Here is a 13,228-nt window from a genome sequence, read left to right as displayed (position 1 = left end):
AGATATATGAAAGCCCAAGCCGGGATCTGCGCAGAGCCGAATCTGCACGCCCTCTATCTGATGTTCAATCGTACCGGCGATGCCGCCGAACTGGTCGGCCGTCTGGCCAAACTGCCCGCCCTGTGGCAGGCGGTCACCGCCGATTTCCCCGATGCCGGTTTCAGCGGTCTGGTTGCCGTTGGCGCCGATGCCTGGGATGGTCTCTACCCTGCCGCCCGTCCGCCCCAGTTCCGCAGCTTTATGGCGCAATCCGCCAACGGTCAGGAAGCCCCCAACACCCCGTTTGATCTCTTTATTCAGCTGCGCGCCGATCGGGTGGATGTGCTGCACCACGCCGGTCACCGTGTGATGGCGCTGCTGGCCGGACTGGTCGAGCTGGCCGAAGAGGTGCGCGGTTTCCGCAATCTGGATTGCCGTGACCTGACCGGTTTCGTTGATGGCACCGAGAACCCGCAGGATGAGCACCGTGCCGAAGTGGCGCTGGTGGCCGATGGCGAGTTTGCCGGTGGCTCCTACATTCATGTCCAGCGCTGGGTACACGCCATGAGCGACTGGGAGAAGCTGGCGCAGAAAGAGCAGGAAGACATTATCGGTCGTACCAAGCCCGACAACATCGAGTATGAATCTGCCGCCAAACCGCTGACCGCCCACATCAAGCGGGTCAACCTCAAGACGCCGAAAGGGGAGTCTATGGAGATCCTGCGCCAGAGCATGCCCTGGGGCACCATGACCGAGCAGGGGCTCTACTTCATCTCCTGCTGCCGCACACCGCAGCACTTCAACGCCATGCTGGCCAGCATGTACAAGGGGGAGGGCAGCCACTTCGATCACCTGTTGCGCTTTACCAAGGCAGTGACCGGCGCGGCCTTCTTCGCCCCATCTGAAGGTTTTCTGATGGCGCAGGGTAAATAAGCCCGCCTGACGAAGTTGCAGAAAACAAAAATCCCGGCCTTGGCCGGGATTTTTCGTTCTGGCGTGACCGCTATGACGTGGTAGCGGCCATTACGGCGTCTGTTCGAACAGCTCGAGGGCGGAGAGATAGAGCTCTTCGATATCGGTATCGCTGGTCGGGGTGATAAAGATGGTGTCATCACCGGCGATGGTACCGAGGATCCCCTCTGCCTTGCCGAGGGAGTCGAGCAGGCGGGCGATCAGCTGGGCTGCACCCGGGCTGGTGTGGATCACCACCAGTGCGCCGTTGTGATCGACGTCCAGTACCAGATTCTTGAGCGGGCTGGAGGTGGTGGGCACGCCCAGTTCCACTGGCAGGCAGTAGACCATCTCCATCTTGGCATTGCGGGTGCGAACGGCGCCGAAGCGGCTCAGCATGCGCGATACCTTGGACTGGTTGATGTTCTCGAAGCCCAGCTCTTGCAGGGCGGTGACGATTTCTGCCTGGGAGCCAAAGCGCTCTTCTTTCAGCAAGGCTTTAAAGGCCTTGGCCAGTTTTTCTTGCTTGTCGTTGTGTTTCATCTTGGTCTCACGAATGAGGAGGTGTGGCGGCCTGTGCGATACAGGCGGCAGATACGAACAGCGGGGCCATTTTGCATTCATATGCCGTTTTTTGCAAGGAAGCGGCGCTTGTTCTGCATATTGATTCAAAAATGGCTTGCATCAACCTTTATTAGGGATAGAATCGGGATGAAATTTTGAAAACTTATTCAATTGGGCTGTATGGGTATTGAATTAATAGGTATCGAGAAGTCCTGGCACAAGGTGCCGGTTCTGCAACAGGTCAGCTTTCGGACATCCCCCGGTGAAACCTTGGTGTTGCTGGGCCCGAGCGGTGCTGGCAAGAGTTCCCTGCTACGGATGATGAACCTGCTGGATACCCCGGATGCGGGTGTTCTGCGGATTGGAGAAAGTGAATTTTCTTTCCCGAGCTCCCTCTCTGCTGCCGAATTCAACCGCCAGTCCCAACTGCTGCGTCGCAAGGTGGGCATGGTGTTCCAGCAGTACAATCTCTGGCCACATCTCACTGTGATGGAGAATCTGATTGAAGCGCCGGTCAAGGTGCTTGGCATGAGCAAGGAGGCCGCCATCGAGAAGGGGGCCTATCTGCTGGCCCAGCTGCAACTGGCCGACAAGCGCGATGCCTGGCCTGCCCGTCTCTCTGGCGGTCAGCAGCAGCGGGTGGCCATTGCCCGTACCCTGATGATGGACCCGGAAGTGCTGCTGTTTGACGAGCCGACTGCCGCCCTCGATCCCGAGATCACCAAGGAGGTGGCCGAGATCATCCGCAACCTGAGCCAGACCGGCATTACCCAGGTGGTGGTGACCCACGAGGTCGACTTTGCCCGCAAGGTGGCCAGTCAGGTGATTTATCTGGAGAAGGGGCGGATCATCGAATCCGGCACCGCTGCCATTTTCCAATCCCCGCAAACCAGCCGGTTTGCCGAATTCTTGATGCATTGATACTGAATCGATAAGGAAGCTGTCATGAAAAAGAGTCTGTTGTTGGTTGCTGCCATGGGCCTGTTGAGTACCTCCGTCATGGCCAAAGAGATCAAGTTCGCCACCGAGGCCACCTACGCACCGTTCGAATACCTGGATGACAAGAACGAGTTTCAGGGTTTTGACATCGATCTGGCGCGCGCCATCTGCGAGCAGGCCAAGCTGGAGTGCAGCTTCCACAACCAGGCCTTTGACAGCCTGATCCCCAGCCTGAAATTCCGTCGCTATGATGCCGCCATTGCCGCCATGGACGTGACCCCGGAGCGCTCCGCGCAGGTCGACTTCTCCGACATCTACTACGAGAACTCGGCAGTATTCGTCGCCAAGAAAGGGGCCTTCAAGGGGCCGGAAGAGATGGTCGACAAGACAGTCGGCGTGCAGAACGGTACCTCTCACCAGTCCTATCTGGTGGATAACTGGGTGAGCAAGGGGCTGCTGACCGTGCCTTATGCCAGCTACCAGAGCGCCTTCCTCGACATGATGAATGGCCGTACCGACGGTGTCTTTGCCGATACTGCAGTTGCTGCCGACTGGCTGAAGCAGCATAAGGAGTATGCGGTGGTGGGGGCGCCGGTGACCGATGCCAAGTACTTCGGTACCGGCTTTGGCATCGCGGTCGCCAAGGGCAATCAGGAGCTGCTGACCCAGCTGAACAAGGGGCTGGCCGAGATCAAGGCCAACGGCACCTATCAGAAAATCTTCGACAAATACTTCGCGCAGTAAGCCATGTTGAGCCTGTTGTTGGATGCAGCCTGGATGACCCTCGGGTTGGCCTTGGCATCACTGGTCGGGGGCATGGTATTGGCACTGGCGTTCAGTGCCGCCGAGCTCAGCAAGCAGCGTGCATTGGTGTGGCCGGTGGCCACCCTGACCACGCTGATCCGTGGCCTGCCCGAGTTGCTGGTGGTGCTGTTCATCTACTTCGGCTCGACCCAGGTGCTGTTCCTCATCACTGGCGAGTATGTGGAGTTCAGCCCGTTTGCCTGTGGCGTGCTAGCGCTCTCCCTGCTGTTCGCCAGCTATGCGACCCAGACCCTGCGGGCGGCGCTCAATGCGGTGCCTTCAGGTCAACGGTTGGCGGCTCTGGCGCTCGGTCTTGGCAAGAGCCACATCTTCTTTCGCATCGTGTTGCCGCAGGCGTGGCGCCATGCCCTGCCGGGCCTTGGCAACCAGTGGCTGGTGCTGCTGAAAGATACCGCGCTGGTGTCGCTTATCGGGGTGAACGAGATGATGCGTCAGGCTCAGATGGCCTCGGCCAGTACCTATGAGCCTTTCACCTGGTATGCTGCCGCAGCCCTCATCTATCTGGCTATCAGTCTGGTGAGCGAGTACGGCCTCGGGCTGGCCGCCCGCTACACCCGCCGCTACGGAGGCTAACCGATGCAAGAGTATCTCGTTACGTTGCTGGGCGGCCTTGTCACCACGCTGGAGCTGACCCTGTTCAGCCTGCTGCTGGGGATTGTGTTGGCAGCCCTGATGACCTGGGTGTTGGAGCTGCGCCTGCCGGTGGCGACCCAGCTGGTGCAGCTGTGGGTGCTGCTCTTTACCGGTACGCCGCTGCTCATTCAGATCTTCCTGATTTACTACGGGCCGGGCCAGTTTGAGTGGCTGAAAGCCAGCCCGCTCTGGCCGCTGCTCAAGCAGCCCTGGTTCTGCGCCGTGCTGGCGCTGGGTCTCAACACGGCGGCCTACTCCACCCGGTTGTTCAAGGGGGCGCTCGATGCCATCCCGGCCGGTGAGGTGGAGGCGTGTCGTGCGCTTGGCTTTAACGGCCGCCAGACCTTGTGGATGAAGGTGCGCCATGCCGCCCGTCATCTGGTGCCCGCCTATTCCAACGAGGTGATCCTGGTGCTCAAGGGGAGCTCCCTCGCCAGTACCATCACCATCATGGATATCATGGGGCTGGCACAGAGGTTGAATGCCCAGACCTACGATACCCTGGCGGTGTTCGGGGTGGCTGGCGGGCTTTATCTGGCGATGAACGGATTGTTAACAATTGGTTTTCGCTGGTGTGAAAAACGGGCGCTGGCATTCCAATCCTGAGCCCCTCAGAACTACCTCTTTATGGTAAGGAGAAGTGCAGAAAAACTGTGCTTCTCCTCCAACTTTTTGTATTTCCCTCCAATTTTTGCTCCCGCATGTTTCGTGGCTCACAGAACCCGTGACTGCAACTGTTATCAGATTGTTTTTTATGGGGGGATCCATTAAGGTTGGGCGCACAACAACAAACAACCTTAAACCTACGCTTAAACATGGAGTTGATCATGAAAGTTGCCGTTCTGGGTGCCGCTGGTGGCATCGGTCAAGCCCTCGCTCTGCTGTTGAAAAACCGTCTGCCGGCTGGCTCCGAGCTGAGCCTGTATGACATCGCCCCGGTTACTCCGGGTGTGGCCGTTGACCTCAGTCATATTCCTACCGACGTCGCCATCAAGGGCTTCTGCGGTGAAGATCCGACTCCTGCGCTGGTTGGGGCCGATGTGGTGCTGATCTCCGCCGGTGTGGCACGCAAGCCGGGGATGGATCGCTCCGACCTGTTCAATATCAACGCCGGTATCGTCAAGAATCTGGTCGAGAAGTGCGCGGCCACTTGCCCGAAAGCACTGATCGGCATCATCACCAACCCGGTCAATACTACTGTTGCCATCGCCGCCGAAGTGCTGAAGAAAGCCGGTGTCTATGACAAGCGTCGCCTGTTCGGTGTCACCACCCTGGATGTGATCCGCGCCGAGACCTTCGTGGCTGCTGCCAAAGGGTTGAACATCGACAAAGTACGCGTCAACGTGATCGGTGGTCACAGTGGCGTCACCATCCTGCCACTGCTCTCCCAGATTGAAGGCGCTTCCTTCACCGCTGAAGAAGTGGCAGCCATGACCAAGCGCATCCAGAATGCCGGTACCGAAGTGGTTGAAGCCAAGGCCGGTGGCGGTTCCGCAACCCTCTCCATGGGTCAGGCGGCTTGCCGTTTCGGTCTCTCCCTCATCAAGGGTCTGCAGGGCGAAGCCAACGTTGTTGAGTGCGCCTACGTGGAAGGCAACGGCGAGCACGCCACCTTCTTCGCGCAGCCGGTACTGCTGGGCAAGAACGGTGTCGAAACCGTACTGGATTACGGCAAGCTGAGCGCCTTCGAGCAGGAAGCGATGGAAGGCATGCTGGCTACTCTGAAAGCCGATATCCAGCTGGGTGTCGATTTCGTCAAGTAAGCGGGTCAACCGTGCCAACAAGGGAGCTTCGGCTCCCTTTTGTATTGATGAGATCCGCCCGGCAGGCTAAGGGGATGGGGCTTGGTGCCGATAACAGAGTGCAGCAGGAGATCCTTATGATGAAACCCCTTACCCTACTCATTCTTGTCGGTGCATTCACCGCGCCCCTCTATGGTGCCGAGGCTGTATCGGCTGCCGTATCGAGCGATGCGCCTGCAGCAAGTGCATCGGCACCGACCGCAAGCAGTGCTGCGGTGGCGGCCCCTGTCTCTGCTGTTACGCCAGCGCCCTCTGAGGCAGTCCCCGTCTTGCTTCCGGCTGAGCCGGTCACACCCGTTGCCAACAGTGGCGAGGGGGCCGCGCCGCTGCCAAAACCGGCGGAACCTGCTGCTGTGGTTGCGCCTCCCGCACCTCTGGCCGCTGGCGAGTTGCAGGCGGTGCCGCTCTATCGTCAGGACGAGCTTCTTAACTGGATTGAGCAGGGGCGCCACCTCACTCAGGTGAAGCAGGATCGCTGTCAGCTGACTCAGGATATCGAAGCGCGCGCCTCGGTGATGAAGATCCCGGCCTATCAATTCCTTTGGGGGGATATGCTGGCGTGGGGTGTCTGTACCAAACCCAATGCCGAGCTCGGGGTGCAATATATGTGGGAGGCAGCCAATCAGGGGTTGGCGCCGGCGCTGGAGCAGCTGGGTCGCTATTACTGGAAAGGAACTTTGGTGCAGAAGGATCTGGTGCGAGCCGAAACTCTGATGCGCGAGGCGGCCAGCCTCGGTTTTCTGCGGGCCCGCATCGAGTGGGTCGAGATGCTGTTGCAGGGGATGGGCAGTCCGCTCGATTATGAGGACGCCTATCGCTGGCTCCATGGCTCCGTCATAGGTGACAAGGCGCTGCACCAGAAGGCGGCGAGTCTGCTCAACCGTCTTGGCAACCGGATGCCTGCCAACGTGGTGGCCCGCGCCAAGGCGATGCACTGATCCAAAAAAATGACCCACAGATCTGCACCTGTGGGTCCGGTTCCAGCCGCCGTGCCATGACAGGCCGGAACCTCCCTCTGTTATATGGCTGCCCGCGCCTTAGAGATCTTGATGGGGGCCAAAAACTTCGTAATGGAGCTGCCCCGCTGGCACCCCAGCCGCTAGCAGCTGCCGCTTGATCTCTTGCATGAAGCCGACAGGGCCACAGAAGTAGTAGTGGGCCTCTGGCGTGATGCGCTCCTTCACGGCAGTCAGATCCATGGTGCCGGCCAGATCGTAATCTTGACCCTGCACATCACTGGCCTCCGGCTCCCGATACCAGATCCGGCTCAGCAAGTTGGGATGCTGGCGGGATTTTTGCTGAATATCCTCCCGGAAGGCGTGTACAGCGCCCTGTTCGCAGGCGTGCAGCCAGGTGACATCAGCCTGATGGCCGTTCGCCAGCAGCTGGTTGAGCATGCTCATCATCGGCGTCACGCCGACACCGGCGGAGAGCAGTACGACCGGGGTCTGGCTGTCGGCTTTCAGGTAGAAATCGCCGGTAGGGGGCATCACCTCGATCTTGTCACCCGCCTGCAGGTGATCGTGCAGCAGGTTGGAGACCTGACCCTGCGGCTCACGCTTGACGCTGATGCGGTAATCCTGCCCGTTGGGGGCATCGGAGAGGGAGTATTGGCGGATTTCCTGATATTCCAGCTCGGGGTGAACCAGCTTGATGCTGAGGTATTGGCCCGGTTTGAAGGTCAGTACCGGCTTGCCATCTTCCGGCGCCAGCAGGAAGGAGGTGATGAGGTCGCTCTCGGCTCGCTTCTCCTTGATGATGAAGGTGCGGGTACCTTGCCAGCCGCCATCCTGATTGGCCTTCTCCTGATAGATCTCTCGCTCGCGGCCGATGAAGATGTCTGCCAGCACGCCATACGCCTTGCCCCAAGCCTCCAGCACTTCGTCGGTGACCGCACTTCCGCCCAATTCTTTGAGCGTGGCCAAGAGATGACTACCTACAATGTGATATTGTTCCGGCTGGATCAGGAATCCGGTATGTTTGTGCGCAATCCGCTCGACCGCACCGGCGAGTGCCCCCAGATTGTCAATATTCTTGGCATACGCGGCGACTGCATTGAACAGGGCTAGCGGCTGGCCGCCACTGCGTTGATGGGCCAGGTTGAAGATATCTTTCAGCTCCGGGTTATGGCTGAACATCCGCTGGTAGAAGTGCTGGGTGAGGGCAGGGCCTGCCGATTCGAGCAGCGGAATAGTGCTTTTGATGACGGCAACGGTGGTTTGATCTAGCATAGGGGCCTCGTTCTAATTGAACATATAAAATGTCATTTAATAAGTGGCATCCTAGATGTTTATTTGATTTGAATCAATACTCCACTTTTCGCATCGCGCTAATCAGGTTTTATGAGACTAACCAGTTATACAGATTTTGGATTGAGAGCCCTGCTCTATCTTGCCACCCTGCCGGAAGGGGAGTTGTCGAGCGTTGCCAAGGTATCGGCCCTGTATGGCGTTTCCCGCAACCACATGGTGAAGGTGGTCAATCAGCTGGTGAAGCTGGGCTATCTGCAATCCCAGCGGGGCAAGAATGGCGGTATTCGCATGGCTTGCGATCCCGCCACCATCAATATCGGGCAGGTGATCAGGGCGCTGGAAGGCAATCTGGACGGCATTGACTGCGGCTCGCCCGCTTGCCACATCGTCTCTGTCTGTCTGCTCAAGAGTGCGCTGAAAGAGGCGATGGATGCGTTTCTGGCAGTGATGGACAGCTATACGCTGCAAGACCTGCTGGCCAACCGCGACGAGTTGCAACGGGTGTTTGGCGAGTTGATCCCGACGCTGGTGCTGGAGCCGGATGATGACGATGAGCAATAGAAAAGGGCTGCCACTGGCAGCCCTTTTTCAATCTTGCGGATCCGACTCCGCCCGGTACGATGCCGGCATGATCCGCGCCATCTTTACCATGTTGTTCTCCACATCGAGGATTTCGATAGGATAACCGGCCAGCCGGATCCCGATGTTGGGCTGGGGGATCTCCTCCAGATATTCGAGGATCAGACCGTTGAGGGTACGCGGGCCGTCGATGGGCAGATGCCAGTTCATCTCCTTGTTCAGCTCACGAATATTGGCTGAGCCTTCGACCAGATAAGAACCATCTGACTGGGGGTGGATCTCGTCGCTCGGCGCTGGCGTCATGGAGGTGGTGAAGTCGCCGACGATCTCTTCCAGAATGTCGTCCAGAGTGATTAGACCTTGAATGTCGCCGTATTCGTCGACGATCAGGCCAATTCGCTCCTTGTTGCGCTGGAATTTGGCCAGCTGCACGTTGAGCGGCGTTCCTTCCGGAATGAAATAGATCTCGTCCACTTCCCGCAACAGGCTCGATTTGTTGAACTGATCCCTGGCTACCAGCCGCAGGGCATCGCGAGCGTGTAAAAATCCGACAACGTCGTCGATATTGTCGCGATAGAGCAGGATCTTGGTGTGAGCGCAGTGGGCCAGCTGACGCTGGATGCTCTTCCAGTCATCGTTGATGTCGATGGCGTAGATATCGCTGCGCGGCACCATGATGTCCTCGACCAGCATCTTGTCGAGATCCAGAATGCTCAGCAGCATCTCCTGATGACGCTGGGGGATCAGGTTACCCGCCTCATTGACGATGGTGCGCAGCTCCTCGGTGTTGAGGGAGTCATCCTTGTTGGGATTGATCTTCAGCATCTTGAGCAGGCCGCTGGTGATGCCGTTGATCAGCCAGACCAGCGGCGAGAGCGGCACCATCAGCCCCTTGAGGATCCAGGAGGCGGGATAGGCGATCTTCTCCGGAAACATGGCTGCCAGGGTCTTTGGCGTCACTTCACCGAATACCAGCACCACCAGAGTCAGGCCGAAGGTGGCGATGGCGACCCCGAGATCACCAAACAGCCGGATACAGACGATGGTGGCGATGGCGGAGGCGAGGATATTGACCAGATTGTTGCCGATCAGGATCAGCCCCAGCAGGCGATCGGGGCGGGCGAGCAGTTGCTCGACGCGACGTGCGGCTTTGTGTTTGGTCTGTGCCAGATGCCGCAGTTTGTAGCGGTTGATGGACATCAGGCCGGTTTCGGCACTGGAGAAAAAGGCGGAAAGAAGGATCAAGATAACGAGAACAATCAGTAATGTACTCGTTGAGATGCTGTCCAAAAAGGGCTCCTGTTGGATGGTATGGCTAAAAGAGTATAGGTGTCAGCTCAACAGCACTTCTTTGACGAAGCGACTGCCAAAGTAGGCAAGAGTCAGGATGAAGCTGCCGATCAGACTGAGTGTGATGACTTTACGGCCGCGCCAACCATAGGTGTGATGACCCCACAGCAGCAGCACGTAGACACACCATGCCAGGATGGAGAGCACGGCCTTGTGAGACTTGCCCTGGGCGAACATATCTTCGAGGAAGAAGAGGCCGGAGGCGATGGAAAGTGTCAGTAGCAGCACCCCTGCAGAGATCAACTGAAACAGTCGTTTTTCCACCGTCATCAGTGGCGGCATGGCTGGCAGATTACTGATTTTTCGAGATTTTAGTTGCTTGTCCAGACAGGCGAGCTGCAGCGCAAACAGACAGGCGATCATCAATACCGAGTAGGCCATCAGGGCGAGGCCGATGTGCAGCAGCAGCTGGGGGTGGGCCTCCAGATGGGTGATATAGCGACCAGGGATCAAGGCGCTGGCAGCCAGCAACAGGGCCGAGAAGCTGTAGACTACCGGCAGCAGGATCCAGCCGTTGAAGCGGCGGGTTACGCAAGTCATGAAGCAACTGATGATGAGGCTGACCAGTGAGGCAACGTTGAGCATGCTCAGGTTCTGGCCGTAACTCTGCAATACCTCTGAACCGAGGGCACTGGCGTGGGCGATCAGGGCCAATCCGATACAGGCAAACAGGGAGCGCTGTCCCACCGGCTTGGCGCTCAGTAACAGATGCAGGGAGGCGATGATGGCCAGCAGATAAAACGCCAGGGCCAGAACAGAGATTACGATCATAACCAGGTCGTTGTTGCACAAGCTTTTGAGGGTAAGAGGGGCAGTATACCTTGCACGAGAAGTGCTCGCCAGTTGTGCAACGGCCGATCTGCCCATATATAGGGAGAAGGTCCCTGCTGCTGCGGTGCGGCGAATAATCGTCCTCGCGCCCGCTCTGGGTTATAATGCCCCCAATTTATTACGCCAAGAACCGGAATCCGTCATGTTTGAGAATTTGACTGAACGACTCTCGCGCACCTTGCGCAATGTCAGTGGCCGTGGTCGCCTGACCGAAGACAATATCAAGGAAACCCTGCGCGAAGTCCGCATGGCGCTGCTCGAGGCGGATGTCGCCCTGCCGGTCGTGCGTGATTTTGTGGCGCGTGTCAAAGAGCGCGCAGTCGGGCAGGAAGTGGCCAAATCCCTGAGCCCGGGCCAGGCATTCATCAAGATTGTGCACGGTGAACTGGTCACCGTGATGGGGGAGGCCAACGAACAGCTCAACCTGGCTGCCCAGCCGCCCGCCATCATCCTGATGGCCGGTCTGCAGGGTGCCGGTAAGACCACCACAGTTGGTAAACTGGCCAAGCTGCTCAAAGAGCGCAGCAAGAAGAAGGTGCTGGTGGTCAGTGCCGACGTCTATCGCCCTGCAGCGATCAAGCAGCTGGAGACCCTGGCCAGCGACATCGGCGTCGACTTTTTCCCAAGCGATGCCAGCCAGAAGCCGGTCGATATCGCCACCGCCGCCATCGATCAGGCGCGCAAGAAATTCTATGACGTGGTGATCGTCGATACTGCCGGTCGTCTGCACGTTGATAGCGAGATGATGGCCGAGATCCAGGATCTGCATGCCACCATCAAGCCGGTCGAGACCCTGTTCGTGGTGGATGCCATGACCGGCCAGGATGCCGCCAACACCGCCAAGGCGTTCAATGAAGCGCTGCCGCTCACCGGTGTCATCCTTACCAAGGCGGACGGCGATGCCCGTGGTGGTGCTGCCCTGTCGGTGCGCCACATCACCGGCAAGCCGGTCAAGTTTATCGGTATGGGCGAAAAAACCGATGCGCTGGAGCCGTTCCACCCGGATCGCCTCGCCTCCCGCATCCTTGGTATGGGCGATGTGCTCTCTCTTATCGAGGAAGTTGAGCGCAACGTCGATAAAGAGAAAGCGGCCAAGCTGGCCAGCAAGGTCAAGAGCGGCAAGGGTTTCGATCTGGAAGATTTCCGCGAGCAGCTGGCCCAGATGCGCAACATGGGCGGCATGATGGGGATGCTCGACAAGCTGCCCGGCATGTCCGGTCTGCCGGATAACGTGAAAGATCAGATGGATGACAAGCTCACCGTGCGAATGGAGGCCATCATCAGCTCCATGACCCCCAAGGAGCGTGCTCACCCCGATCTCATCAAGGGTTCCCGCAAACGCCGTATCGCCGCAGGCTCCGGCATGCAGGTGCAGGATGTGAACAAGCTGCTCAAGCAGTTCACCGAGATGCAGCGCATGATGAAGAAAATGTCCGGCAAGGGCGGCATGCGCAAGATGATGAGCCAGATGAAGAACATGATGCCCCCCGGTTTCGGTGGCGGTCGCGGTCCGTTCTGATCCGGCCTGCGTGTTGATGGGGGTCTGCAGTTGCAGGCCCCTTTTCATTGCCGCTCTGCGCAAAAAATGGCTGGCTTGGTTGCAATTATTACGAATCCAAGTAGAATTACGCGGCTTATTTTAAGCTAGGGTCCGCGTGTTTGCGGGCCTTGTTCATTAGATGTTAATGAGGACGATATGGTAACCATTCGTTTACAACGTGGTGGCGCGAAAAAGCGTCCGTTCTACCAGGTAGTAGTTTCTGACAGCCGTTGCGCCCGTGACGGTCGCTTCATCGAGCGCGTTGGTTTCTTCAACCCGGTTGCTGCTGGTCAAGCTGAAAAGCTGAACCTGGACCTGGCTCGTATCGAGCATTGGGTTGCTACTGGTGCCGCTGTTTCTGACCGCGTTGCCAAGCTGATCAAAGACGCTAAAAAAGCTGCTTAATCAGCCCAACGGTAAGGAGTTAAGGTGGAAAAACCTGTAGTTCTGGGCACCCTGGGTACCGTTTATGGCATCAAGGGCTGGCTTAAAGTGAACTCCTTCACCGATGTTGCCGAAGCGATTTTCGATTACAACCCCTGGCTGATTAATCAGAACGGGGCGTGGCGTGAAATTCGGGTTTCATCCTGGAAACGTCACAACAAGGGTCTGATCTGCAAACTCGATGGTATCGATGTGCGCGAAGATGCCCTGGCATTGACCAATGTCGAGATTGGCGTACCCGCTGATCTGTTGCCTGCGTTGCCTGAAGGTGAGTTCTACTGGCGTGACCTGATTGGTTGCTCCGTGGTGACCACCAAGGGATACGACCTGGGCAAGGTGACCGAATTGATGGAAACCGGCTCCAACGATGTGTTGGTGGTTGAGGCCAATGTAAAAGATGCCTTTGGTGCAAAGGAGCGGTTGATTCCGTTCCTGGAAGAGCAGGTGATCAAGAATATTGATCTGACTGCTCGAACAATCGAAGTTGATTGGGATCCTGGTTTCTAGTTTCCCGCGCTAACACGGGTGCCGGAGGTTTC

General features: G+C 57.9%; 15 protein-coding genes. 11 read left to right on the top strand and 4 right to left on the bottom strand.

Features of this window, described 5'->3' with window-relative positions; genetic code table 11:
* The first annotated feature begins 6 nt into the window (after positions 1 to 6).
* The gene (locus OKC43_RS12530) at positions 7 to 912 is read left to right on the top strand and encodes a Dyp-type peroxidase (protein WP_236271933.1); all 906 of its coding nucleotides are present in this window, start codon (positions 7 to 9) and stop codon (positions 910 to 912) included.
* Positions 913 to 1,002: 90 nt separating this feature from the next.
* Here OKC43_RS12530 and argR read toward each other — a convergent pair whose 3' ends face one another.
* Entirely contained in the window at positions 1,003 to 1,473 is a 471-nt protein-coding gene (gene argR, locus OKC43_RS12525) for a transcriptional regulator ArgR (RefSeq protein ID WP_005340378.1), read from the bottom strand.
* Between the two features lie 201 nt (positions 1,474 to 1,674).
* Between argR and OKC43_RS12520 the strand changes: the two genes are divergently transcribed.
* The 6 genes from OKC43_RS12520 to OKC43_RS12495 all read left to right on the top strand — a co-directional run bounded on the left by OKC43_RS12520 (position 1,675) and on the right by OKC43_RS12495 (position 6,631).
* Complete coding sequence (locus OKC43_RS12520) at positions 1,675 to 2,415, top strand: ATP-binding cassette domain-containing protein (protein ID WP_005348895.1); 741 nt, start codon at positions 1,675 to 1,677, stop codon at positions 2,413 to 2,415.
* A gap of 24 nt (positions 2,416 to 2,439) precedes the next feature.
* Positions 2,440 to 3,177, top strand: a complete 738-nt coding sequence (locus OKC43_RS12515; protein WP_019445594.1) for a transporter substrate-binding domain-containing protein — start codon at positions 2,440 to 2,442, stop codon at positions 3,175 to 3,177.
* A 3-nt stretch (positions 3,178 to 3,180) separates the two neighbouring features.
* Positions 3,181 to 3,831, top strand: a complete 651-nt coding sequence (gene artQ, locus OKC43_RS12510) for an arginine ABC transporter permease ArtQ (RefSeq protein ID WP_033114055.1) — start codon at positions 3,181 to 3,183, stop codon at positions 3,829 to 3,831.
* 3 nt (positions 3,832 to 3,834) lie between these two features.
* On the top strand, positions 3,835 to 4,497 hold the full coding sequence (gene artM, locus OKC43_RS12505) for an arginine ABC transporter permease ArtM (RefSeq protein ID WP_139494932.1): 663 nt from the start codon (positions 3,835 to 3,837) through the stop codon (positions 4,495 to 4,497).
* Positions 4,498 to 4,718: 221 nt separating this feature from the next.
* Positions 4,719 to 5,654: a malate dehydrogenase gene (gene mdh / locus OKC43_RS12500; protein ID WP_005340384.1), complete on the top strand. Its 936-nt coding sequence runs from the start codon at positions 4,719 to 4,721 to the stop codon at positions 5,652 to 5,654.
* 392 nt (positions 5,655 to 6,046) lie between these two features.
* Complete coding sequence (locus OKC43_RS12495) at positions 6,047 to 6,631, top strand: tetratricopeptide repeat protein (protein ID WP_041202422.1); 585 nt, start codon at positions 6,047 to 6,049, stop codon at positions 6,629 to 6,631.
* A 99-nt stretch (positions 6,632 to 6,730) separates the two neighbouring features.
* Here OKC43_RS12495 and hmpA read toward each other — a convergent pair whose 3' ends face one another.
* Complete coding sequence (gene hmpA / locus OKC43_RS12490; RefSeq protein ID WP_139461348.1) at positions 6,731 to 7,924, bottom strand: NO-inducible flavohemoprotein; 1,194 nt, start codon at positions 7,922 to 7,924, stop codon at positions 6,731 to 6,733.
* Positions 7,925 to 8,035: 111 nt separating this feature from the next.
* On the opposite strand from hmpA, the gene OKC43_RS12485 reads away from it, so the two are divergent.
* Positions 8,036 to 8,506 (top strand): Rrf2 family transcriptional regulator, encoded by a 471-nt coding sequence (locus tag OKC43_RS12485; RefSeq protein ID WP_058057978.1) that lies wholly within the window; start codon positions 8,036 to 8,038, stop codon positions 8,504 to 8,506.
* Positions 8,507 to 8,533: 27 nt separating this feature from the next.
* Here OKC43_RS12485 and OKC43_RS12480 read toward each other — a convergent pair whose 3' ends face one another.
* On the bottom strand, positions 8,534 to 9,814 hold the full coding sequence (locus OKC43_RS12480) for an HlyC/CorC family transporter (RefSeq protein ID WP_139441869.1): 1,281 nt from the start codon (positions 9,812 to 9,814) through the stop codon (positions 8,534 to 8,536).
* Between the two features lie 42 nt (positions 9,815 to 9,856).
* Positions 9,857 to 10,645, bottom strand: coding sequence for a cytochrome C assembly family protein (locus tag OKC43_RS12475; RefSeq protein ID WP_005340390.1), 789 nt, complete (start codon positions 10,643 to 10,645; stop codon positions 9,857 to 9,859).
* Positions 10,646 to 10,847: 202 nt separating this feature from the next.
* Here OKC43_RS12475 and ffh point away from each other — a divergent pair, with 202 nt between their 5' ends.
* From ffh to rimM, 3 genes are all read left to right on the top strand, one after another.
* A complete protein-coding gene (gene ffh / locus OKC43_RS12470) occupies positions 10,848 to 12,224 on the top strand; it encodes a signal recognition particle protein (RefSeq protein WP_005340391.1) in 1,377 nt (458 codons plus the stop codon).
* A 177-nt stretch (positions 12,225 to 12,401) separates the two neighbouring features.
* A complete protein-coding gene (gene rpsP, locus OKC43_RS12465; RefSeq protein WP_005340392.1) occupies positions 12,402 to 12,650 on the top strand; it encodes a 30S ribosomal protein S16 in 249 nt (82 codons plus the stop codon).
* Positions 12,651 to 12,674: 24 nt separating this feature from the next.
* The gene (gene rimM, locus OKC43_RS12460) at positions 12,675 to 13,196 is read left to right on the top strand and encodes a ribosome maturation factor RimM (protein ID WP_005340394.1); all 522 of its coding nucleotides are present in this window, start codon (positions 12,675 to 12,677) and stop codon (positions 13,194 to 13,196) included.
* Positions 13,197 to 13,228 lie beyond the last annotated feature (32 nt).

Origin of the sequence: Aeromonas sp. Y289-2 (assembly GCF_027705925.1) — a bacterium.
In the GTDB taxonomy this organism is placed as follows: domain Bacteria; phylum Pseudomonadota; class Gammaproteobacteria; order Enterobacterales; family Aeromonadaceae; genus Aeromonas; species Aeromonas veronii.
This window is presented reverse-complemented; position numbering and strand designations above follow the sequence as displayed.